The following is a 21,498-nucleotide window of genomic DNA, read 5'->3' on the forward strand; positions in this document are numbered from 1 at the left end:
GGTCACACCGGCTGGAAGGCTCGCCCGAGGAGCGGCCGCGTCGCCCAGGTGCTCGCCCACACCAGCCCGATCCCGGTGATGAGAACCACGGCGATGGTGGCGATCGAGACGGGCGCCGTGATCAGTGCGATTCCGAGCAGGGGGAACACGAGGAACGCGGCGCAGAGGGCGGAGCCGAGAGAGGTCACGAGCACCGGGGCGACGATGGAGCGTCGGCGGGCGCGATCGATCATCTCCATCGGCATCCCCAGCTGGTGCAGGCTTCGGTGGAGGTCTCTCTGATCGATCACGTCCGCAGCCTGATTGACGCCCACGGATGCCGCCACCATGAGGAACGATCCGATCAGGGTGATGATGAGTCCGGTGCGGATATCGGCGGCGAGCGTCGCGTCGGCTCCGGATGCACCAGGACCGTCGATCTCCGCCATGAGCGCGACACCGGTCCCCGCGAAGACGGCCATGAAGCTCGCCATCGCGATGCCACCGACCTGACGCCACGCAGCTTTCGGCGCATCCAGGACGATGCGGGCCGAGAGCATGCGGTCGGGCTCCTGTGCCCGGCGCAGGCTCGTGCGTGCCCAGATCGACAGTGCCCAGGGGCCGACCAGGTTCAGCACGGCGAGCGCCGCGGCGTAGAGGCCACACAGCACGATGACGGCGATCATCCCGCCGGCGATGGCGGGAACCGCCTTGATGAGCACGAAGGCGATCGCCAATCCCCCCACGGCGATCACCGCACGGATCCAGTGCATCTTGGTGACGACGGCGCGAGTGCGCACTCCCAGCGGCGAGATCACCACGCGGCGCAGACCGATGGAGGCACTCACCACGGCCAGCAGCAGCACCACGGCGACCACGAGGAGGATCGGAACGGGTGGCAGGAGCACAGCATCGAACCCGAGCGGTGCGCCGCGGAACGGGATCAAGCCGATGAGCGGACTGATCGCGAGGTGACCCGCCACCCCGATCGCGGCGCCGACGGCTGCCACGAGCAGCGACTCCGCCACGGTGGCGACCGTCACCCCCGCGGGTGTGACACCGAGCAGGCGGAGTGTCGACAGCCTCTCGTCGCGACGGCGCGCTGACAGTCGGGCGGCCGCACCACCGAGGGACATGAGCGGCACGACGAGGAGGACGAGAGCGATGCCAGCGAGTGCCTGGTAGAGGGCAGCACTGTCATCGGACCACCGCCAGAACGACTGCGCACCGCCGATCACCGTGAGGACCAGGGTGGTGACGATGCCGAAGGCGACGACGGGGAGCACGAGGACGCTGTTCTCGCCGCGGGCCGGCCGCAGGAGGAGCGTCAGCACGCCGGCGTTCATGCGTCCACCGCCGAGGAGACGATGCGCCCGTCACGCACGGCGACCGTACGGGTGCAGCGTGCCGCGACGTCGGCGTCGTGCGTGACCACCACCAGCGTGCGTCCCTGGCCGGTGGTCGACCACAGCAGTGCATCCATCACCTCTGCGGAGGTGTGCGAGTCGAGCGCGCCGGTCGGCTCGTCCGCGAAGACGATCTCCGCCCCCGTCGCCTGCGCGCGCGCGATCGCGACACGTTGCGCCTGACCGCCGGAGATTTCGCCGATGCGTCGATCCTCCATTCCCGCCAGTCCGAGCGCGGCGAGCCAGGAGGCGGCGTGCGGGATGGCATCCTTCTTCGCCACGCCGTTGATCATGGAGGCCAGGGCCACATTCTCGACCGCGGTGAGCTCGGGGATGAGGAGTCCCTGCTGGAACACGAAGCCGAATCGTTCGCGCCGCAGGCGCGAGCGCGCGGATTCCCCGAGTGCGGTGACCTCGACGGGTCCGCCGGCGGACGGGTGGAACGTGACGCTGCCGGCGTCGGGGGCCGTGATGCCCGCGAGCACGTGCAGCAGAGTGGTCTTGCCCGATCCGGAGGCGCCCATGATGGCCACGGCTTCTCCGCGCTGCACGGCGAGGTCGATGCCGGCGAGGGCGCGCGTGGCCCCGAAGGTCTTGGTGAGAGCGTGAGCTTCGATCACGAATGCGTTCATGATTCCAGCCTTCCCGCGCGCGGCCCCCACGTCGTCGGCCGTCCGGATGACCGTCCGGGAGCGGAGTCATCCAGGAGGATGACTCCGCTCCCGCGGGATCAGAGCTTCTTCTGCCACGCGCCCGCGTACGAGACCGGGCGGAACCCGATCGCCTCGTTGATGTCGAGCATCGGCCGGTTCTCCTCCGCGTTGAAGGTGGAGACCACGGTGGCATCCGGCACGAGCTCACGCCAGCGGAGCAGGTTCGCGCACTTCACGATCATGCCCAGACGATGCCCGCGGTGGTCCTTGGACACCAGGGTGCCGAACTGATGCGTGACGCCGGTGCGCTCCGCTCCGATGACCAGCTCGTTGTACGCGACGATGTCGCCGGTGGGCACGTGCTCCACGGCGACGACGGACACCGTCTGCCCGGCGCCCGTCAACCGCGCATCTCGCCGGGCCACCCGGTCGGCGTCCCAGACCTCCGCGACGAAGTCCATGTCGCCGCTCGGAGCGTCCGTCGACAGCCGCGCCAGCACCGCCGCGTACCCGGAGCGGAGCTCGGGCGGTGTGGGCAGCAGCCACTCCACCACGCGGTAGTCGGGTCCTGCCGCCTGCGTGGCCTCGGCCAGAGCGGCCTCCAGAGGAGCGGGGTCCGCGCGCAGGTTGAATTCACTGTTGCGCTCGACCTGCTCCAGTGTGAATCCGTGGGCGTCGACGAGGTCGCTCAGCGGCGTCGCCGGAATGCGGCCCCATCCGGTCCGAGGAACCAGCATGCGAGATGTCTCCTCCGGACGATGCAGGCTCCAGATCTGCAGCACGCTGCGCCCGCGGGCCCGTGCCTCGCTCTCGGCTCGCGCGAGGAGCGCGTCTTCGATGCCTCGGCCCCAGTGTGCGTCAGACACGAGCAGGTCGACCTCGGCAGCGTTCGCGTCCGCCTCCTGCGCGAAGGACACCGTCACCATGCCCACGATGTCGGCACCGTCGCGGGCGACGAAGCCGAGGTCGAGGGAGTCGGTGTCGTCTTGCCAGCCCGGGAGCATCTGCGCGGCATCCGGCGCGAGATCCGGGATACCGACCTGCTCGTCGCAGATCTGCCGGTTGAGTTCGCCGTACGCGCGGAAGTCGGCGGCGTCGTCAGCGTCGAGCGCGGCGGGGACGGTCAGCGGTGAGATGGTCAGTTCCGCGATGGTCATGTCGGTTCCTTCGGGGTGGCGGGCGGCTGCGGGGGAGACGGCGAAGGGCCGTCCACGGTCTCCTCCGCCCACGGACGGGGCGGAGGAGACCGATGGTGCGGTGTCGACGGCGTGCGATGCGGTCATGCGGATCAGCGCATTCCCCGCTGCATGTCGAACATGAGCATGGCGTTCGACTCCGCTGCGGAGCGGTGACGCTGCTCTCCGACGAGGAACAGGTCGGCCGGGTCGAGGGTCAGCCCTCGGCGCGGCCGCCGCGGCCGCTGAGCCCGCTGGAGCAGCCAGAGGCCGATCCGGAGGGAGAGGCGGTCCGTCAGACGGAGCTGTCGCCGTTCGTCGTCGCGGGGGAGGGGGAGGACCTCACGGTCCTCGATATCGGGCGGGTGGGTGGTGCTGCGGTACAGCGTGGTGTTCACGATGATTCCTTCGAGGTTGCGTGATGGGAGGGGGTGCGGAAGCACCGGCGCAGGCCGAGGATCCGGCCGGAGACGGTGCGGACGGTGGCGACCGCTCGGGGATGCGCTGACGCGAGAATGCGAGAGCGCGTGCCGAGGGTGGCGGGGAATCCATGACTCCGCGGTGCGGGTCAGAGGGTGGTGGCGCGGGGGAACCGGCAGGACGGATGGCCTCGGAGAGGCGTCACATCCCGGGCGACGGTTCTAGCAGATCGTGCCGAGGCGGTCGCCGGCGGTTACCGAGTACGCACGGTTCGGCGCGGTGTGCGCGGGCGCGGTGCGGCCGTTGGCCTTCGCGGTGTGCTGAGTGATCATCATCGGTAACCTCCTTTCGTGTGGCGATCCGGAGGCCAACCGTAGCGAAACTCTCAGCCGATCGTCAAGCATTTCGTGCTAGCGCCGGCGTGTCGCCGCCGGAGGAGCTCGCTCCGAGACCCGCGCGGGATCCGTGGGAATCCGCGCGATTCCGGTAGCGTAGCGACGTGATTCTCCCCCGACGAGCGGTGCCCGCATGCATCTGAAGAGCCTGACGCTCAAGGGGTTCAAGTCGTTCGCCCAGCCGACGAGCTTCGTCTTCGAGCCCGGCGTGACCTGCATCGTGGGTCCGAACGGCTCCGGCAAGTCCAACGTGGTCGACGCCCTCGCCTGGGTCATGGGGGAGCAGGGCGCGAAGACCCTCCGCGGCGGCAAGATGGAGGACGTCATCTTCGCCGGCACCTCCACGCGAGGGCCCCTCGGGCGAGCCGAGGTGCAGCTCACGATCGACAACGCCGACGGAGCACTGCCGATCGAGTACGCCGAGGTCACGATCAGCCGCACGCTGTTCCGCAACGGATCGAGCGAGTACGCGATCAACGGCGAGGGCTGCCGACTGCTCGACGTGCAGGAGCTCCTGAGCGACTCGGGTCTCGGCCGCGAGATGCATGTGATCGTGGGTCAGGGGCGCCTCGACACCGTGCTGCAGGCGTCGCCGGAGGATCGCCGTGGCTTCATCGAGGAGGCGGCGGGGATCCTCAAGCACCGACGCCGCAAGGAGAAGACCCTCCGCAAGCTCGACGCCATGGAGGCCAACCTGACGCGTCTGAGCGACCTGGCCGGTGAGATCCGGCGGCAGCTGAAGCCGCTGGGCCGTCAGGCCGAGATCGCCAGGGAGGCCCAGACGATCGCGGCCGTGGTGCGCGATGCGAAGGCCCGGCTGTTCGCGGACGACGTGGTCGCCCTGCGCACGGCCCTGGCCGACCACACCCGCACGGAGCAGGAGCGTCACACGGAGCGCCTCGTGCTGTCGGATCAGGCCGAGGCGGTGCGTGCGAGCATCGCGCGGCTCGAGAAGGACCAGAACTCTGTCGCCGTCGATGCGGCGCGCGGCGTGGCCTTCGGGCTCGAGCAGGTCCAGGAGCGCATGCGGGGGCTGTACACCCTCGCCAATCAGCGTCTTGCTCTGCTCGGCTCGGAGGAGGACGATGCCGCCGTGACCGCGGTCACGGTGACGCAGGCGACGATCGACGAGGCGAAGGACGACATCGAGACGATCTCCTCGGGGCTGGGCGATGCGCAGGATGCCGCGGTCGCGGCGAGCCGCGAGGTCGTGCACGCCAGGGCGGAGCTCGACACGCTCGACGTCGACATCGCGGAGCAGAGCGCGCTCGTGTCGGAGTACGACATGCGCCTGACGGCCCTGCGCGGTACGGCTGATGCGGCGGCGTCGGCCCTTGCCGCGGTGCGTGGTGCCGTGCTGCGCCAGGAGAATGCGCTCGAAGCGGCGAACGAACGGCGGCGGGAGGCGGCGGAGGCACTGGAGGCGATCGAGGACGCCGAGGCCCCGCAGGGCACAGCCGTCGAGCACGCTGCCGCCTATGAGAGCGCGCAGCGGGCGGCGACGGCGGCGGAGGCCGAGCGCGAGACGCTGCGCGAACGGCTCCACGCCGCGGAGCGCGAGGTCGACTCGCTCACGGCGAAGGCGGCGGCGCTGAGCAGCGCGCTGTCGCTGTCCGGTGGTGCCGCCGAGATCGTGAAGGCCGGTGGCGCGGGAGTCCGCGGACTGGTCGGCGACGCGGTGCAGGTCAGGCCGGGGTTCGAGGCGGCGATCGCCGCAGTCCTCGGTCCGCTCGCGGAGGGCGTGCTGATCGACAGCGCGGACGCCGCGTTCACGCTGGCGGCCCTGGCTGCGGCGGAGCGCCGTGGGGTCGTGGATTTCGTGGTGGCGGATGCTCTGCGCCCCGAGTCGACCGCGCCTCCCGTCGACGGTGTCACGTCCGCGATCGACGTGGTGACCGCACCCGACGGCGTCCTGGGCATCCTGTCGCATGTGCTGATCGCCGAAGACCTCGATGCGGCGCGCTCGGCGCGAGCCGCTCTGGATGCGCTGTCCGACACGCGCACGACGATCGTGACGACCAGCGGCGAGGTGATCACCGCGCAGACGCTGCGCACGGGCTCCGGTGGTGAGCGGTCGCGTCTCGAGCTCGCGGCCGAGCGCGACGCGGCGACGGAGCGGCTCGCCGAGATCCAGATCGTCGTCGACTCGCTCCGGGAGGCGCGGATCGAGGCGGACGAGCAGGTGGAGGCGACACGGCGTCAGGCCAAGGACGCGTTGCGGGCGCTGCGCGAGCACGATGCCGCCCTGGCCACGCACGCCGAGCAGGTCAACCGCGTCACGGTGCGGCACGAGTCCGCCGTGGCCGAGTGCGAGCGCCTGGAGTCGGGGCTCGCGCAGGCCCAGGCTGCGGTCGCGGATGCCGAGGCGAAGGCGAAGTCGGCCCGTGCGGAGCTCGACGAGGCCGTGGCCGCGCCGCGTCCCGTGCTGGACGCGTCTGCCCGCGACGGTCTGCTCGAGGCTCTCGAGCTCGCCCGCGAGGGAGAGGTGCGCGCGCGGCTCGAGGTCGAGACGCTGCGCGAGAGGGTGCGTGCGGCGCAGGCGAGGGTCGCGACGCTCGAACGGCAGCGCGAGCAAGAGCGGGACGCCGCCGCCGAGGCCGCCCGCCGCGCAGTGATCCGTCGGGCACAGCGGGAGGCCGCCTCCGGGGTGGCAGAGGAGCTTCCGCGCATCCTTGACTCGCTGGACCGCTCGGTGACCGAGGCCCGCGTGGCTCTCGCCGAGGCGGAGGCCGCCAGAGCAGCGCAGAACGAGGAGCTGGTGGCGCTCCGGAAGCAGGAGACGTCGCTGCGCGAGCGGCTCGCCGGCCTCACCGAGAGCGTGCACGGCCTGGAGCTGCAGATCCACGAGAAGAAGCTCCACCTGCACAGCCTGCTGGAGCGTGTGTCCTCCGAGCTGTCGCTCGACGAAGATATTCTCGTTGCGGAATATGGACCTGATCAGCTCGTTCCTCGCGATCCCGGAGTGGAGCCCCCTGCGGACGAACTGCTCGACGACACGGCGATCCCGTTCGATCGTCGTATCCAGCAGCGCCGGCTGGCCGAGGCCGAGCGGAAGCTCGCCCAGCTGGGCCGCGTCAATCCGCTCGCTCTGGAGGAGTTCGCCGCGCTCGAGCAGCGCCACGCCTTCCTGACGGAGCAGCTCGCCGACCTGACCCAGACCCGTCAGGATCTGCTGACGATCATCGCGGACCTCGACGAGCGGATGCAGACCATCTTCGCCAGTGCGTTCGAGGACACCAAGGAGGCGTTCGGCCAGGTCTTCCCGCTGCTGTTCCCCGGTGGGACGGGGAGCATCTCCCTGACCGACCCGGACAACATGCTCACGACCGGCATCGAGGTCTCGGTGCGGCCCGTCGGGAAGAAGATCGAGCGCCTGTCGCTGCTCTCCGGAGGGGAGCGGTCGCTGGCCGCTGTCGCGCTGCTGGTGGCGATCTTCAAGGCGCGTCCCAGCCCGTTCTACATCCTCGACGAGGTGGAGGCGGCCCTCGACGATGCGAACCTCGGCCGGCTGCTCACCGTGTTCGAGCAGTTGCGGGAGACATCTCAGCTCCTGGTGATCACGCACCAGAAGCGCACGATGGAGATCGCCGACGCGCTGTACGGCGTCTCGATGCGCCAGGACGGCGTGTCCGCTGTCGTCGGTCAGCGCGTCGGTGACCGCGCGGCCGCCGCGGCGAGCTGACCGGCGTAGCGAACCGCTACCCGTAGGCTGGGGGGATGGCAGAGAAGTCCTGGTCTCTCGGTCGCGCCCTGCGCGGCATGTTCGTCAAGCCCACGATCGATGAGACGACGTGGGAAGACCTGGAGACCGCCCTGATCACGGCCGACTTCGGGCCGGACATCAGCGAGCGCATCGTCGACGAGCTCCGCGACAAGGTCGCGAAGTACCGCACGACCGACCCCCGCGACCTCCAGCGCATGCTGCGCGAGACGCTCGAGGAGCACTTCGCGAAGTTCGACACGACGCTCAAGCTCACCGAGCGCCCGGCCGTCGTGCTCGTCGTCGGCGTCAACGGGGTCGGGAAGACCACCACGATCGGCAAGTTCACCAAGTTCCTGCGCGGCTACCAGCGCAGCGTCGTGGTGGGGGCCGCCGACACGTTCCGTGCCGCCGCCGTGGACCAGCTCGCCACGTGGGCGCAGCGCGGAGGGGCGGCGATCGTCCGCCCGCAGCACGAGGGGCAGGACCCGGCGTCTGTGGCGTTCCAGACCGTGGAGTACGCCAAGCGCGAGGGCATGGAGATCGCGATCATCGACACGGCCGGTCGTCTGCACACCAAGGGCGGGCTGATGGACGAGCTCGGCAAGATCCGCCGGGTCGTGGAGAAGCAGGCCCCGATCAGCGAGGTGCTGCTGGTTCTCGACGCGACGACGGGGCAGAACGGGGTCATGCAGGCGGAGACGTTCCTGCAGCACGCCGGTGTCACCGGGCTCGTGCTGACCAAGCTCGACGGGTCGGCCAAGGGCGGCTTCGTTCTCGCGGTTCAGGAGCGCACCGGGATCCCGGTGAAGCTGCTCGGACAGGGCGAGGGCATCGACGATCTGACCGGTTTCACCCCGCACGTGTTCGTGCAGGCGCTGGTCGGCTGACACAGGGCTACCGCCCTGAGCACGAGGCTGGTTTCATAGCGTTATGGCGATCGAACACGACTACTTCGGACTGCTGTCGTCGGGCCCCGACGGCTCGATCTTCTGGTCGGAGACCGTCGAGCTCGGTGACCAGAGCGTGACGGTCGACCTCACCGCTCCGGACCAGGACGACGTGTCCGCTGATGCCCTCGACATCGCCGCCGCGCTGATCGCGGGACTGGAGAACGTCGACGCCACGGCCCGCCGCGGCATGTTGTCCGAGGTGGATGACCGGACGAGCGAGGTGACCGAGTACATCCTTCAGCAGCAGGAGGCCTTCGGCGACGACCTGCCGGACGTGCTGGTGGACGTGTCCGGCGATGCAGCGGTGGACATCATCCGCTCGTTGCGCCTGATGAGCATGACGATCCTGGCGGACGAGCATGGCGGGTCCGAGCCCTTCGCGGTGCTCGAGTACGCGCTCGACGACAGTGCGACCGACGACGTGCTGCTCGTGAACCTCGGCTCGGACGGAAGCGTGCAGTCCGTGATGAGCGCTGACTGACCCGGCGCTCACCCCGCAGATCACACGGCCTGGGCGAACCCGAGGTCGGCGCCCTCGGCGATGTGCGCGAGGTGCGGCGGGATCTCCCGCCCCTTCGAGACCATGGACTGCGCCCAGAGGCGTCCGGCACGGTACGAGGAGCGCACCAGCGGTCCGGCGAGCACCCCGAGGAAGCCGATCCGCTCCGCCTCCTCCTTGAACTCGACGAACTCGGCCGGCTTCACCCAGCGGGCGACGGGGAGGTGCCGCGGCGACGGCCGCAGGTACTGCGTGATGGTGATGATGTCGCAGCCGGCGTCGTGAAGATCCTGCAGGGCCTGCACGACCTCCTCCGGCTCCTCGCCCATGCCCAGGATCAGGTTCGACTTGGTGATGAGGCCCGCGTCGCGCGCCTGGGTCAGCACTCCCAGCGAGCGCTCGTAGCGGAAGGCCGGCCGGATGCGCTTGAAGATGCGCGGGACGGTCTCGACGTTGTGGGCGAACACCTCGGGCCGGGACTCGAACACGACACCGAGCTGATCCGGGTCGCCGTTGAAGTCGGTGGCGAGCAGTTCGACGCCGGTGTTCGGGTTGAGGCGATGGATCTGGCGGACGGTCTCTGCGTTGAGCCAGGCACCGCCGTCGGGAAGGTCGTCGCGGGCGACGCACGTGACGGTGGCGTAGCGGAGGTTCATGCGCACGACGCTCTCGGCGACGCGGCGTGGCTCGTCGGTGTCGTAGTCCGCGGGCTTGCCGGTGTCGATCTGACAGAAGTCGCAGCGCCGAGTGCACTGGGATCCGCCGATCAGGAAGGTCGCCTCGCGGTCCTCCCAGCACTCGAAGATGTTGGGACAGCCCGCTTCCTGGCACACGGTGTGGAGGTCTTCGCTCTTCACGAGCGAGTGGAGGGCGGTGTACTCCGGACCCATCTTGGCCTTGGTGCGGATCCACTCGGGCTTGCGCTCGATGGGGGTCTCGGCGTTGCGGATCTCGAGTCGGAGGAGCTTCCGGCCCTCGGGGGCGGCGGTCATGCGGGGACTCCCGTCCGTGCGATGTCGGTGTATTCGGCGAGGAAGGCGGCGCGGACGGCGTCCACGAGGTCGCGGGGTTCGACGACGGCCCCGGAGACCTCGCTGACCGTGGTCACACCGGCGTCGGTGATGCCGCACGGGATGATGTCGCGGAACGGTGCGAGCGAGTTGGCGCAGTTGATGGCGAAGCCGTGCATGGTCACGCCCTGCTGCACGCGCACCCCGATGGCGGCGACCTTGTCCTCGGAGAGGGGGCGGCGAACCCACACCCCGCTGCGACCGGGCACCTGGTAGCCGTCGACGCCGAACGGTCGCAGGACGTCGATCAGCAGATGCTCGAGCCGGCGCACGTGCGCGACGACATCCATGGGCTCAGGGAGGCGGACGATCGGGTAACCGACCAGCTGCCCCGGGCCGTGCCAGGTGATCTTGCCGCCGCGGTCGACGTCGACCACGGGGGTGCCGTCCTGCGGTCGCTCGTGCGGCTCGGTGCGCTTGCCCGCCGTGTAGACGGCCTCGTGTTCGAGCAGGATCAGCGTGTCCGGACGCGCGCCGGAGAGCACATCGGCGTGCACGCGGCGCTGCAGGTCCCAGCCGTCGAGGTACGGCACGGGGGTCGGGGAGAACCCGGGGGTGAGGATGTCGAGCATGAAGTCTCGCCTCCGAAATAGTTGGATTGCGTCTAAGAATACGCCCTGTTGTGACGCCCGAGCGCGACTCGCCGCGCGCGGTAGCGTGAGGGTATGAACTCCACCGGCCGCGCTGGCCGCCCCAAGGCGTCGTCGCGCGAGACGCTCGCGGAGGCGGCGTGCGAGCTGTTCCTGGAGCGCGGGTACGACGCCACGTCGGTCGCCGACATCACGCAGCGCGCCGGGGTGAGCCGCTCCAGCTTCTTCAACTACTTCACCTCCAAGAGCGACGTGCTGTGGTCCGCCGTGGACGAGCGCATCGAGGAGGCCGTCAAACGCCTGCAGGGCCTCGGGCGCGAGGCGGACGGCGACGCCGTGCGCGGGATCCTGCGGGGCATCGTGCGGGACTTCGCGCCGGACCCGCTCGCGCTCGCTCTGCGCAACGCCGGCGCGATGGGACTGCAGGATGAACTCGTCCGCGACACCGGGGTGCGCCTGGCGCGGCTGTCGGAGGCGATCGCCACCGCGGCCCGTGGCTCCGGCGTCGACGCGATCAGGGCGGACATCCTCGGCGCAGCCCTCGCGGCCGCCGTGTTCTCCGCGTTGCGCGTGTGGGCCGAGCAGGGCGCGGGGCTCGGAACCCCGCAGGCCGTGCTCGACGACGCCCTCGGCGCGATCCACGACCTCCCGTGGTCCGGCTGAGCGAGTCGTCGGCGCTCGCGTAGAATCGGGAGCACCATGGCTACCTTTGGAACGCTCTCCGACCGTCTCACCGAGACCTTCCGCAACCTCCGCACGAAGGGGAAGCTCACCGCCGCCGACGTCGACGGCACCGTGCGCGAGATCCGTCGCGCGCTGCTCGACGCGGACGTCGCTCTTGCGGTCGTCAAGGACTTCACGGCGAAGGTGCGCGAGCGCGCGCTCGGCGACGAGGTCAACAAGGCGCTGAACCCCGCCCAGCAGGTCGTGCAGATCGTGAACGAGGAGCTCGTGCAGATCCTCGGCGGGGAACAGCGTCGTCTGCAGTTCGCCAAGACGGCGCCGACCGTCATCATGCTCGCCGGGCTCCAGGGCTCCGGAAAGACGACGTTCGCCGGCAAGCTCGCGAAGCAGCTGGAGGGGGAGGGGCACACCCCGCTCCTGGTCGCCGCCGACCTGCAGCGTCCGAATGCCGTCAACCAGCTGCAGGTCGTCGCGGAGCAGGCCGGTGCGACCGTGTACGCACCCGAGCCGGGCAACGGCGTCGGCGATCCGGTCAAGGTGTCGCGCGACGGCGTGGAGCACGCCCGTCGCCAGCAGCATGACGTGGTGATCATCGACACCGCCGGACGCCTCGGTGTCGACGCCGAGCTGATGAAGCAGGCCGCCGACATCCGCAAGGCGGTCGACCCGGACGAGGTGCTGTTCGTCATCGACGCGATGATCGGTCAGGATGCGGTCAACACGGCGAAGGCCTTCCAGGAGGGCGTCGACTTCACCGGCGTCGTCCTGTCGAAGCTCGACGGTGACGCCCGCGGTGGTGCGGCGCTCTCGGTCGCCTCCGTCACCGGCCGGCCGATCATCTTCGCCTCGACCGGTGAGCGCCTCGAAGACCTCGAGCCGTTCCACCCCGACCGCATGGCGAGCCGCATCCTCGACCTCGGCGACATCCTGACCCTGATCGAGCAGGCGCAGCAGGCGTTCGACGAGGAAGAGGCGCTGAAGGTCGCCGAGAAGCTCGCCAACGAGGCCTTCACGCTGGAGGACTTCCTCGAGCAGCTGCAGCAGATGAAGAAGATGGGCTCGATGAAGAAGATGCTCGGCATGCTGCCGGGCATGGGCCAGATGAAGCAGCAGCTGGAGGACTTCGACGAGCGGGAGATCGATCGCACCGAGGCGATCATCCGCTCGATGACGCCGGGGGAGCGGCGTAACCCCAAGATCTTGAACGGGTCGCGTCGTCTGCGCATCGCCCGGGGCTCCGGCATGACCGTGACCGACGTGAACCAGCTGGTGCAGCGTTTCGACCAGGCGGCGAAGATGATGAAGACGGTCGCGCGCGGTGGCACGCCGAACATCCCCGGCATGGGTCCCGTGCCCGGCATGGGCAAGCCGGGAGCATCGTCCAAGCGCGGCAAGAAGGGCAAGGGGTCTCAGGGACGCTCGCGCTCGGGTAACCCCGCCAAGCGGGCGGCCGAGAACGCTGGCCTGGCAGCATCCGCCTCCGCGAACGGCTCGGGCTTCGGTCTCGGCGGAGCTCCTGCGCCCACCGAGGCGGATCTCGCCGAGATCCAGAAGCTCTTCGGCAAGAGCTGATCCTCAGGCGCGTGCCGCCGGCACCGGTGGCTCCTCGCCGATCGTCGGCGTCGTCGGTGTTCGCCGTGGCCGCGCCGTCAGCTGTCCCACCACGAGCGCACCCAGAGCGAGGGCCAGTCCGACGCCCTGAACCGCGGTGAAGCTCTCCCCGAGGACGATGACGCCCAGCAGGGCGGCCACGAGCGGCGAGAGCAGGGCGAGCAGGCCGGGCGCGATCACCGGCAACTGCTGGATGCCCCGGAACCAGAGGGTGTAGGCGACGATGCCCCCGACCGTACCCAGCCAGAGGTAGCCGAGCGCTGCGGCCCCGTCGATGGACGACGGCACGCCCTCCACGGCGAGGGTCACGGGAAGCAGGAGCAGACCACCCGCGGTGAGCTGCCATCCGGCGTAGACCACGGGGCCGATGTCCCGCGGACGGCCCCAGCGCTTGGTGAGGATCATGCCGAGGCCCGTCGCGGTGACGCCGCCGAGCGCCGCGAGCACGCCCCAGAGGTCGAGCTGCGCCGCCGGACCGAGGACGACCAGTGCGACACCGCCCGCTCCGGTCACGGCGGCCGCGGCGGACACCGCCCTGATCCGCTCCTGGAGCACCAGGGCACCCAGCACCAGCACGATGAGCGGCTGCGCCCCTGCGACTGCGGCGGCGACCCCGCCGGGCAGCCGCTCGGCGGCGAGGAAGAGCAACGGGAAGAACGCGCCGATGTTGAGCGCGCCCAGCACGAGCATCTTCGGCCACCACGTGCCGCGCGGCAGGCGACGAGCGAGAAGCACGGCCACGAGACCCGCCGGGAGCGAGCGGAGCAGCCCCGCGAACAGCGGGTGGCCAGGAGGGAGGAGCTCGGTCGTGACGAGGTAGGTCGTGCCCCACGACAGCGGGGCCAGAGCGGTCAGCAGCACGATGCGCCATCTGTTCATGGCTCCAGCGTGGGGGCTTCCCGCGCATGAGTCCAACGCGGGCTTGTCATCCTATCCATGAGGCGCGATCATGATCGGATGGATCTGCAGCAACTGCGGTACGTGGTCGCGGTCGCGGCGACCGGGAGCTTCACCCGCGCGGCGGAGCAGTGCTTCGTGACGCAGTCGGCGCTGAGCCACCAGATGGCGGCGCTCGAGCGCGAGCTCGGCCATCGGCTGTTCGCGCGATCGAGCCGCAGTGTGCGCCTCACGGAGGCGGGCGAGGCGTTCCTCGAGCATGCACGGGTCGCCGTCCGCGCCGCCGAGCAGGCGAAGGACGCCGTCGCTGCGGTTGCCGGCGAGGTGACCGGAACGCTCCGCCTCGGCGCGATCCCCACCGTGACAGCGATCTCGGTGCCGGAGCTTCTGCGCGCGTTCCGGGAGGCGTATCCCGCGGCACGGGTGGAGCTGCGCGGTGGCAACAGCGACGAGCTCATCGCCGCGCTCCGCCGCGACGACCTCGACATCGCGCTGCTGGGCTTGCGCGGCGACCTGGAACCCGCGGGGGTCGCGTCTCGCGCGGTACAGCATCAGCGACTGGTCGCGGTGCTGCCGCATGACCACGGGCTCGCGACGCGGCGGCGGCTCCGGCTCGCCGATCTCGCCGGGTGCGCCTTCGCGGACTTCCCCGCCGGGACATCGGGTCGGGCGCAGAGTGACGCCGCCTTCACCGCCGCAGGACTCGAGCGGGACGTGGCCTTCGAGGTCGACACCGCTCCGCTGCTTCTCGGACTCGTGAGGGCGGGGCTCGCCGTGACCCTTCTGGCCCCGGGGGTGGTCGACGGCGCAGAAGGTGTGGTCGCGGTGGCGGTGAGCGACGGGCCCGAGCGGACGGAATACGTCGCGTGGGATGCCGTGGCTCCGAGGGGCGTGGCGCGGGCGCTGCTGGCCGTCCTGGACGGGATGCGGAACCAGGAATCGGAGCGCGGGTGAAACGAGAAGCGGGCCCGGGGGAGACCCCGGACCCGCTTCATCCTTCCTCGGACTACTTCACGTCCTCGTCGACCCAGTCCATCGACTTGGTGACGGCCTTGCGCCACAGCCGCAGCTGGCGCTCGCGCTCGGCGTCGTCCATCGTCGGCTCCCAGCGCTTGTCCTCCTGCCAGTTGGCGGAGAGGTCGTCCAGCCCGTTCCAGAAGCCGACGGCGAGACCGGCGGCGTAGGCGGCACCGAGCGCGGTGGTCTCGGCGACGACCGGGCGCACGACCGGGACCCCGAGCACGTCGGCCTGGAACTGCATGAGCGCGTCGTTGGCCACCATGCCGCCGTCGACCTTGAGCTCGCTCAGGTCCACGCCCGCATCCGCGTTGACGGCATCGAGCACGTCGCGGGTCTGGAACGCGACGGCTTCGAGCGCTGCGCGCGCGATGTGGTTCTTGTTCGCGTAGCGGGTGAGACCCACGATCGCGCCGCGGGCGTCCGGACGCCAGTACGGCGCGAACAGACCGGAGAACGCGGGGACGATGTACACGCCGCCGTTGTCCTCGACCTGCTCCGCCAGCTTCTCGACCTCGGGCGCCGAGGAGATGATCCCCAGCTGGTCGCGGAGCCACTGGATCAGCGAGCCCGTCACGGCGATCGACCCTTCGAGCGCGTAGTGCGTCGGCTGGTCCCCGAGCTTGTACCCGACGGTCGTGAGCAGCCCGTTCTTCGAGTGGACGACTTCCTCGCCCGTGTTGAAGATCAGGAAGCAGCCCGTCCCGTAGGTGTTCTTGCTCTCGCCCTTCTGGAACGCCGCCTGACCGAAGGTCGCCGCCTGCTGGTCGCCGAGGATCCCGGCGATCGGCGTCTCGCGCAGCAGCGACGAGCTCTCGGCGGTGCCGTAGACCTCGGAGGAGGAGCGGATCTCCGGCATCATCGACCGCGGCACGCCGAACACCTCGAGGATGTCGTCGCGCCACTCGAGCGTCTCCAGATCCATGAACAGCGTGCGCGAGGCGTTGGTGACGTCGGTGGCGTGCACGCCGCCGTCCACACCGCCGGTCAGGTTCCAGAGCACCCAGCAGTCGGTCGTGCCGAACAGCAGGTCGCCCGCCTCGGCCTTCTCGCGCGCACCCTCGACGTTCTCCAGGATCCACGCGATCTTGGTGCCGGAGAAGTAGGTCGCCAGCGGCAGGCCGACGACCGGCTTGAAGCGCTCGACGCCACCGTCGGCTGCGAGACGGTCGACGATCTCCTGCGTGCGGGTGTCCTGCCACACGATCGCGTTGTACACCGGCTTGCCCGTGGTCTTGTCCCAGACCACCGCGGTCTCGCGCTGGTTGGTGATGCCGACCGCGGCGATGTCGTGCCGGGTCAGGTCGGCACGGCCGAGCGCCAGTCCGATGACCTCCTGCACGTTGCGCCAGATCTCCGCCGCGTCGTGCTCGACCCAGCCAGCCTTCGGGAGGATCTGCTCGTGCTCCTTCTGGCCGGTGGCAACGATGCTGCCCTTCTTGTCGAAGATGATCGCGCGGCTCGACGTCGTGCCCTGGTCGATCGCGATGATGTAGTCAGCCATGTGTTCTCCTTTGAATTCGCTTGCGGGTAGGGATCAGCCGGCGAGGCCGAGCAGAACGGGTGCCGCGAGGGCGGCGATGACACCACCGATGAGCGGGCCGACGACCGGGACCCACGAGTAGGACCAGTCGCTCGCGCCCTTGCCCTTGATCGGGAGGATGGCGTGAGCGATGCGCGGGCCGAGGTCACGGGCGGGGTTGATGGCGTAGCCGGTCGGGCCACCGAGGGAGGCGCCGATCGCGACCACGAGCAGGGCGACCGGAAGCGCCGTGAGCGGGCCGAGGCCACCGGGGGTGCCGATCTCGATGTCGCCGTAGTCGGCGAACGCGAAGATCACGAACACCAGCACGAACGTACCGATGATCTCGGTGACGAGGTTCCAGCCGTAGGAGCGGATGGCCGGGCCGGTCGAGAACACGCCGAGCTTGTTGGCCGCTTCGGGCTCCTCGTCGAAGTGCTGCTTGTAGGCGAGCCACACGACGATCGCACCGAGGATCGCACCGAGCAGTTCCGCCCCGGTCGCGGTCAGGAACATCGCGAAGTCGATCTTGCCGGCGACGAGCAGGCCGATGCCGACGGCGGGGTTCAGGATGGCGCCCGAGTAGGCCGAGACGAGGACACCGGCGAACACCGCGAGACCCCACCCCCAGTTGACCATCAGGAAGCCGCCACCGAAGCCCTTGTTCTTCGCCAGGGCGACGTTCGCGACGACACCGCAGCCGAGCAGCACCAGCATCGCCGTGCCGACGAGCTCGGACAGGAAGTAAAGACCGAGATTGACGTCAGTCATGTCTTCATTGACCTTTCTTACGGGTCGGGGCCCCTCTGCCCCGACCCCCTATGGGGGTAGCACCGCGAGGAGGGCGGTGGTCGGACTTCCGTCAGCCGCGGGCGCGGGACGGAAGGTGGAGTCCGTGTCGTTCGTTGAGGAGGAGGCGGGTCTGCTCGACTTCGGCATCGTGCCGCTCGCGGTCCCAGCCGAGGAGGGGAGCGAGCGCCTCAGCGATCTCGTCGAGCACCTCGGCGTTGGCGCCGCCCGTGAAGGCGATGCTGGTGCGGCGCAGGATCACGTCCTCCAGCCGTGCGACCATCTCGTTCTGCACCATCCATTCGAGCTCCCGTGTGGAGAGGTCGCCGCCGGCGAGGGGCGCGTCCGGTCCCTGCTCGACGTGCGCCCAGACCTCGGCCGCCCGCGTGCCGTAACGGGCCAGGAGCTGCTCGGCACGTGCTCCGGCGCCCGGCAGGTTCTCCTGGATCCAGATGCGCTTGGCCTTCTCGGTGCGCGGGAACTCGCGTCCGCCGCCGATGGCACGACCCGCGGTCGACACCGTGCGCGTGCGACCCAGGAGGTCGAGCACCTGGTTGGACAGCGATTCGCCGAGCGCGCGGAACGTGGTCCACTTGCCACCGACCAGGCTCACCAGCGGGACGGCGCCCTGGCGGTCGACCTCGACCCGGTAGTCGCGCGAGACGAACCCGGGGGCCGTGTCCTCGTGGCGGGGGAGCGGGCGGATGCCGGAGAAGTTGTAGACGATCTGCTCGCGGGTCACCGAGATCGTCGGGAACACGTGGTGGATGAGGTCGAAGAAGTAGTCGATCTCCTCCTCGGTGCACACCGGGACCTCGCGCGGGTCGGCGTCGATGTCCGTGGTGCCGACGAGCACTCGGCCCTTCAGCGGATAGATCAGCACGATGCGGCCGTCGGAGTGCTCGAAGAAGATCTCGCGGCCGCGGGTGGCGTCCAGCAGCTCCGGGTGGTCCAGCACGATGTGCGAGCCCTTGGTGCCGCCCATGAGACGGCTCTGGAGGCCGAGCTCCTCGTTGGTGAGGTCGGTCCAGGGGCCGGACGCGTTGACGATCACGTCGGCGGACACGACGAACTCGGTGCCGCTCTCGCGGTCGCGCAGCAGCACGCTGTCGCCGTCGCGACCGACCGCCTCGACGTAGTTGAGAGCCACGGCGCCGGGGTGCGCGGCGCGCCCGTCCTGCAGCACGTCGAGGGCGAGCCGCTCCGGGTCGTGCATCGAGGCGTCGTAGTACGTCGCGGTGTACTTGATGTCCGGGTCGAGCGACGGCAGTTCAGCGAGCGACTTCTTACGTCCGAGGAAGCGGTGGCGCGGCACGGTGCCGCCGTCGCGCGAGAAGGTGTCGTAGATCGTGAGGCCGACCTTGATCAGGAACGCTCCGCGCTCCTTCGGCTTGCCGCTCTTGTGGGTGAGGAAGCGGAGCGGCGCGGAGAGGATGCCCGAGAACGTCGAGTAGATCGGGATCGTGGTCTGCAGCGGCTTGACGTAGTGCGGCGCGATCTTGAGCAGACCGTTGCGCTCCTCCACCGACTCGCGGACGAGGCGGAACTCGCCGTTCTCCAGGTAGCGGATGCCCCCGTGGATCATGTGGCTGGAGGCGGCGGAGGCCCCGGACGCGAAGTCGCCGCGCTCGACCAGGAGGACATCGACCCCCTGCAACGCCAGGTCGCGGAACGTGGAGATGCCGTTGATGCCACCGCCGATGACGAGGACGGTGGTGCGTCCGGACTCGCGGACAGCGCGGACGTCCGCGCGCTCGGGGGACGCGTGTGTGGAATCGATCATCGTCGACCCTCTCTTCCTTGCTTGCCACCAGCATCGACCCGTCTGACGTGGGCGCGCAAGTCCGCTGCACATATGTGCAAGGATCGAAGGACAGGAGGAAGTCATGGCAGGTTCCGGCGCGCAATCCCGCGACAGCAAGCTGATCGCGGCGCTCACCGCCGCTCAGCTCTACTACATGCAGGACAAGACCATGGAGGTCATCGCCACGGAGCTCGGCACGTCGCGGTCCTCGGTCTCACGGCTGCTGAGCTTCGCGCGGGAGAGCGGACTCGTCGACATCCGCATCAACTCACCGCTCGAACGGCTCGGCATGCTCGAACAGCGCATCCGCGATCGCCACCGCGTCGTCGCACACGTGGTGCCGATGGCCGAGATCGTGAGCGAGGTGGAGCGGCTGGAGCGCGTCGCCCTGACGGCGGGACGACTCCTGTCTCAGTTCGTCGACTCCAACATGATCGTGGGCGTGGCGTGGGGATCGACCATCAGTGCCGTCAGCCGTGGTCTCACGCAGAAGGAGACGCACAACACCACGTTCGTGCAGCTCAACGGCGCCGGCAACACGCAGACCAGCGGTGTGGAGTACTCCAGCGACATCCTGCAGCGCTTCGGCAGTGCGTTCGGCGCGCAGGTGCAGCAGTTCCCGGTCCCGGCGTTCTTCGACGACCCCGCGACGCGAGAGGCGATGTGGCGGGAGCGCAGCACACGGCGGGTGCTCGACCTCCAGGCGAAGATGGACATCGCGGTGTTCAGCCTCGGCTCGCCAGCGGCAGAGGTCCCCAGTCGCGTCTACGTCGGCGGGTATCTGGGGCGTGAGGACTACCGGAGCCTCCGCGAGGATCACGCGATCGGCGACGTCGCGACCGTGTTCTTCCGCGCGGACGGCTCGTGGCGCGACATCCGCGTCAACGCCAGGGCGACCGGGCCGGGCCTCGACCGCCTGCGGCGCGTGCCCCGGCGGGTGTGCGTCGTGTCCGGGGTGCCGAAGCTCGCGAGCCTGCGGGCGGCGATCGCCGCGGAGCTCATCACCGACGTCGTGCTCGACGAGGGCCTCGCGCGCCGGCTCATCGAGGACTGAACCGCCGACGGGGCGTCACTCGCCGTCGATCGACGACTCCGGCCCCGAGCGGAACTCGCGGATCAGGTGCTGCACGACCGCGGCGAGGTCGCCGTCCGTCGCGTCGGCGACGGCCAACTGACGCGCATAGCTCGCGCCTCCCTCGAGGATGCCGCCGATGCTCGCGAACTCCCGCCCGCAGCCGAGCTCGACCGCGACCGGGGCGAGCTCTTCGATCTTCTCCGCCAGATGATCTCCTACGAGACGCTGCGTTCCGATCGCGTCGACGATCACGCGAGCGTCGAGGCCGTAGCGGGCGGCGCGCCACTTGTTCTCCCGGTGGTACCAGGCGGGAAGCTCCGGAAGCGCCGCGCCCTCGTCCAGCAGCCGCGAGAAGTGCTCGACCAGCACCTGCACGAGAGCCGCGACGGCGGCCATCTCGGACAGCGTGGACAGCCCGTCGCACGCCCTCACCTCGATTGTGCCCCAGCGCGGTGCGGGGCGGATGTCCCAGCGCACCTCGGTCGCGTCGGCCATGACGCCCGTGCGGACCATGTCGTCGAGGTACCGCTCGAACTGTGCCCAGTCGCGCAGCGGCCAGGGGAGCCCAGCGGTCGGAAGCTGCTGGAACACCAGGGCGCGGTTGGAGGCGTATCCCGTGCGCTCCCCGGCCCAGAACGGGCTCGACGCCGACAGAGCCTGGAGGTGGGGGAGGTAGGCGGACAGGGCGTTGATGATCGGGAACACCTTGCGCTGGTCCTCCACGCCCACGTGCACGTGGATGCCCCAGATCATCATGTTGCGTCCCCACCACTGGGTGCGCTCGATGAGGGTGTGATACCGGGTCTTGTCCGTCACCTGCTGATCGAACCATTGCGCGAACGGGTGGCTGCCGGCGGAGAGGAGCTCGATCCCCGCCGGGTCGGTGGAGGCCCGGACCGCGGAGATGGCGTTGGCGATGTCGTCGACCGCGTGGGCCACCGAGTCGCCGATGCCGCTCGTGACCTCGATCGTGTTCGTGAGGAGCTCCCCGGTCACGGTGTGGCGTTCGTCCTCGCTCTCCGCTTCCAGCGCGGCGAGGAGCTCGGGCGCGCGGCCGACCAGATCGCCGGTCGCGGGATCGGCGAGCATGATCTCCCATTCGAGACCGACGGTGGAGCGGGCCGAAGCGGCGAAGTCGAGCTGCACGACCACAGTCTGACACGGCGTCGCCGACACGCGGCCACGCCGTGTCGCCGCGTTTCGCGCGGGGCCGGTGCATCTGGCAGAATAGAGGGTCGGACGACGTGCTCGACCCTCTA

18 protein-coding genes are annotated in these 21,498 nt (G+C 69.8%); 7 read left to right on the top strand and 11 right to left on the bottom strand.

Annotated elements, in window-relative coordinates:
* Positions 1–2: 2 nt before the first annotated feature.
* The 4 genes from ACFWCH_RS13495 to ACFWCH_RS13510 form a co-directional block, all read right to left on the bottom strand.
* Positions 3–1,325 carry an FtsX-like permease family protein gene (locus tag ACFWCH_RS13495; RefSeq protein WP_247638729.1) on the bottom strand — a complete coding sequence of 441 codons (1,323 nt, stop codon included), beginning with the start codon at positions 1,323–1,325 and terminating at the stop codon, positions 3–5.
* Complete coding sequence (locus ACFWCH_RS13500) at positions 1,322–2,017, bottom strand: ABC transporter ATP-binding protein (RefSeq protein WP_378803659.1); 696 nt, start codon at positions 2,015–2,017, stop codon at positions 1,322–1,324. Before ACFWCH_RS13500 ends, ACFWCH_RS13495 begins: the two co-directional genes overlap by 4 nt.
* Before the next feature lie 98 nt (positions 2,018–2,115).
* Positions 2,116–3,195 (bottom strand): GNAT family N-acetyltransferase, encoded by a 1,080-nt coding sequence (locus ACFWCH_RS13505; RefSeq protein ID WP_247638731.1) that lies wholly within the window; start codon positions 3,193–3,195, stop codon positions 2,116–2,118.
* Positions 3,196–3,326: 131 nt separating this feature from the next.
* Positions 3,327–3,611, bottom strand: a complete 285-nt coding sequence (locus tag ACFWCH_RS13510) for a hypothetical protein (RefSeq protein ID WP_136034554.1) — start codon at positions 3,609–3,611, stop codon at positions 3,327–3,329.
* A gap of 550 nt (positions 3,612–4,161) precedes the next feature.
* On the opposite strand from ACFWCH_RS13510, the gene smc reads away from it, so the two are divergent.
* From smc to ACFWCH_RS13525, 3 genes are read left to right on the top strand one after another with little or no spacing between them, the layout of a single operon-like run.
* The gene (gene smc, locus ACFWCH_RS13515) at positions 4,162–7,710 is read left to right on the top strand and encodes a chromosome segregation protein SMC (RefSeq protein WP_247638732.1); all 3,549 of its coding nucleotides are present in this window, start codon (positions 4,162–4,164) and stop codon (positions 7,708–7,710) included.
* A 35-nt stretch (positions 7,711–7,745) separates the two neighbouring features.
* Positions 7,746–8,618 (top strand): signal recognition particle-docking protein FtsY, encoded by an 873-nt coding sequence (gene ftsY / locus ACFWCH_RS13520; RefSeq protein ID WP_136034558.1) that lies wholly within the window; start codon positions 7,746–7,748, stop codon positions 8,616–8,618.
* A gap of 43 nt (positions 8,619–8,661) precedes the next feature.
* Positions 8,662–9,162 carry a DUF2004 domain-containing protein gene (locus ACFWCH_RS13525; RefSeq protein WP_136034560.1) on the top strand — a complete coding sequence of 167 codons (501 nt, stop codon included), beginning with the start codon at positions 8,662–8,664 and terminating at the stop codon, positions 9,160–9,162.
* Positions 9,163–9,182: 20 nt separating this feature from the next.
* Here ACFWCH_RS13525 and lipA read toward each other — a convergent pair whose 3' ends face one another.
* Together lipA and lipB are read right to left on the bottom strand one after the other, a co-directional pair.
* A complete protein-coding gene (gene lipA / locus ACFWCH_RS13530; RefSeq protein ID WP_136034562.1) occupies positions 9,183–10,172 on the bottom strand; it encodes a lipoyl synthase in 990 nt (329 codons plus the stop codon).
* Positions 10,169–10,822 carry a lipoyl(octanoyl) transferase LipB gene (gene lipB, locus ACFWCH_RS13535; protein WP_136034564.1) on the bottom strand — a complete coding sequence of 218 codons (654 nt, stop codon included), beginning with the start codon at positions 10,820–10,822 and terminating at the stop codon, positions 10,169–10,171. The genes lipA and lipB overlap by 4 nt, the downstream gene beginning before the upstream one ends.
* Before the next feature lie 93 nt (positions 10,823–10,915).
* Between lipB and ACFWCH_RS13540 the strand changes: the two genes are divergently transcribed.
* Together ACFWCH_RS13540 and ffh are read left to right on the top strand one after the other, a co-directional pair.
* The gene (locus ACFWCH_RS13540) at positions 10,916–11,503 is read left to right on the top strand and encodes a TetR/AcrR family transcriptional regulator (RefSeq protein WP_136037014.1); all 588 of its coding nucleotides are present in this window, start codon (positions 10,916–10,918) and stop codon (positions 11,501–11,503) included.
* Between the two features lie 36 nt (positions 11,504–11,539).
* On the top strand, positions 11,540–13,096 hold the full coding sequence (gene ffh, locus ACFWCH_RS13545; protein WP_136034568.1) for a signal recognition particle protein: 1,557 nt from the start codon (positions 11,540–11,542) through the stop codon (positions 13,094–13,096).
* Between the two features lie 3 nt (positions 13,097–13,099).
* Here the strand turns inward: ffh and ACFWCH_RS13550 are convergent, their stop codons facing one another.
* Positions 13,100–14,014, bottom strand: a complete 915-nt coding sequence (locus tag ACFWCH_RS13550; protein WP_136034570.1) for an EamA family transporter — start codon at positions 14,012–14,014, stop codon at positions 13,100–13,102.
* Between the two features lie 78 nt (positions 14,015–14,092).
* Between ACFWCH_RS13550 and ACFWCH_RS13555 the strand changes: the two genes are divergently transcribed.
* A complete protein-coding gene (locus ACFWCH_RS13555) occupies positions 14,093–14,986 on the top strand; it encodes a LysR family transcriptional regulator (protein WP_247638734.1) in 894 nt (297 codons plus the stop codon).
* Positions 14,987–15,038: 52 nt separating this feature from the next.
* Here the strand turns inward: ACFWCH_RS13555 and glpK are convergent, their stop codons facing one another.
* From glpK to ACFWCH_RS13570, 3 genes are all read right to left on the bottom strand, one after another.
* Positions 15,039–16,553, bottom strand: coding sequence for a glycerol kinase GlpK (glpK, locus tag ACFWCH_RS13560; protein ID WP_136034574.1), 1,515 nt, complete (start codon positions 16,551–16,553; stop codon positions 15,039–15,041).
* Between the two features lie 33 nt (positions 16,554–16,586).
* On the bottom strand, positions 16,587–17,342 hold the full coding sequence (locus tag ACFWCH_RS13565) for an MIP/aquaporin family protein (protein ID WP_136034578.1): 756 nt from the start codon (positions 17,340–17,342) through the stop codon (positions 16,587–16,589).
* A 91-nt stretch (positions 17,343–17,433) separates the two neighbouring features.
* Entirely contained in the window at positions 17,434–19,143 is a 1,710-nt protein-coding gene (locus ACFWCH_RS13570; RefSeq protein ID WP_378803660.1) for an FAD-dependent oxidoreductase, read from the bottom strand.
* 103 nt (positions 19,144–19,246) lie between these two features.
* Between ACFWCH_RS13570 and ACFWCH_RS13575 the strand changes: the two genes are divergently transcribed.
* Positions 19,247–20,218 (top strand): sugar-binding transcriptional regulator, encoded by a 972-nt coding sequence (locus ACFWCH_RS13575; RefSeq protein ID WP_136034582.1) that lies wholly within the window; start codon positions 19,247–19,249, stop codon positions 20,216–20,218.
* A gap of 15 nt (positions 20,219–20,233) precedes the next feature.
* Here the strand turns inward: ACFWCH_RS13575 and ACFWCH_RS13580 are convergent, their stop codons facing one another.
* Entirely contained in the window at positions 20,234–21,385 is a 1,152-nt protein-coding gene (locus ACFWCH_RS13580; protein ID WP_136034584.1) for a glutamate--cysteine ligase, read from the bottom strand.
* Positions 21,386–21,498: the final 113 nt, after the last annotated feature.

Origin of the sequence: Microbacterium sp. NPDC060132 (assembly GCF_042729675.1) — a bacterium.
GTDB lineage: Bacteria > Actinomycetota > Actinomycetes > Actinomycetales > Microbacteriaceae > Microbacterium > Microbacterium sufflavum.

What these genes read in the sequence shown, in the direction of transcription:
- ACFWCH_RS13495 (WP_247638729.1), bottom strand. Translation starts at nt 1,325, where the DNA reads ATGAACGCCGGCGTGCTGACGCTCCTCCTGCGGCCGGCCCGCGGCGAG.
- lipA (WP_136034562.1), bottom strand. Translation starts at nt 10,172, where the DNA reads ATGACCGCCGCCCCCGAGGGCCGGAAGCTCCTCCGACTCGAGATCCGC.
- ACFWCH_RS13525 (WP_136034560.1), top strand. Translation starts at nt 8,662, where the DNA reads ATGGCGATCGAACACGACTACTTCGGACTGCTGTCGTCGGGCCCCGAC.
- glpK (WP_136034574.1), bottom strand. Translation starts at nt 16,553, where the DNA reads ATGGCTGACTACATCATCGCGATCGACCAGGGCACGACGTCGAGCCGC.
- ffh (WP_136034568.1), top strand. Translation starts at nt 11,540, where the DNA reads ATGGCTACCTTTGGAACGCTCTCCGACCGTCTCACCGAGACCTTCCGC.
- ACFWCH_RS13570 (WP_378803660.1), bottom strand. Translation starts at nt 19,143, where the DNA reads ATGATCGATTCCACACACGCGTCCCCCGAGCGCGCGGACGTCCGCGCT.
- ACFWCH_RS13565 (WP_136034578.1), bottom strand. Translation starts at nt 17,342, where the DNA reads ATGACTGACGTCAATCTCGGTCTTTACTTCCTGTCCGAGCTCGTCGGC.
- ACFWCH_RS13540 (WP_136037014.1), top strand. Translation starts at nt 10,916, where the DNA reads ATGAACTCCACCGGCCGCGCTGGCCGCCCCAAGGCGTCGTCGCGCGAG.
- lipB (WP_136034564.1), bottom strand. Translation starts at nt 10,822, where the DNA reads ATGCTCGACATCCTCACCCCCGGGTTCTCCCCGACCCCCGTGCCGTAC.
- ACFWCH_RS13500 (WP_378803659.1), bottom strand. Translation starts at nt 2,017, where the DNA reads ATGAACGCATTCGTGATCGAAGCTCACGCTCTCACCAAGACCTTCGGG.
- ftsY (WP_136034558.1), top strand. Translation starts at nt 7,746, where the DNA reads ATGGCAGAGAAGTCCTGGTCTCTCGGTCGCGCCCTGCGCGGCATGTTC.
- ACFWCH_RS13575 (WP_136034582.1), top strand. Translation starts at nt 19,247, where the DNA reads ATGGCAGGTTCCGGCGCGCAATCCCGCGACAGCAAGCTGATCGCGGCG.
- smc (WP_247638732.1), top strand. Translation starts at nt 4,162, where the DNA reads ATGCATCTGAAGAGCCTGACGCTCAAGGGGTTCAAGTCGTTCGCCCAG.
- ACFWCH_RS13550 (WP_136034570.1), bottom strand. Translation starts at nt 14,014, where the DNA reads ATGAACAGATGGCGCATCGTGCTGCTGACCGCTCTGGCCCCGCTGTCG.
- ACFWCH_RS13555 (WP_247638734.1), top strand. Translation starts at nt 14,093, where the DNA reads ATGGATCTGCAGCAACTGCGGTACGTGGTCGCGGTCGCGGCGACCGGG.
- ACFWCH_RS13505 (WP_247638731.1), bottom strand. Translation starts at nt 3,195, where the DNA reads ATGACCATCGCGGAACTGACCATCTCACCGCTGACCGTCCCCGCCGCG.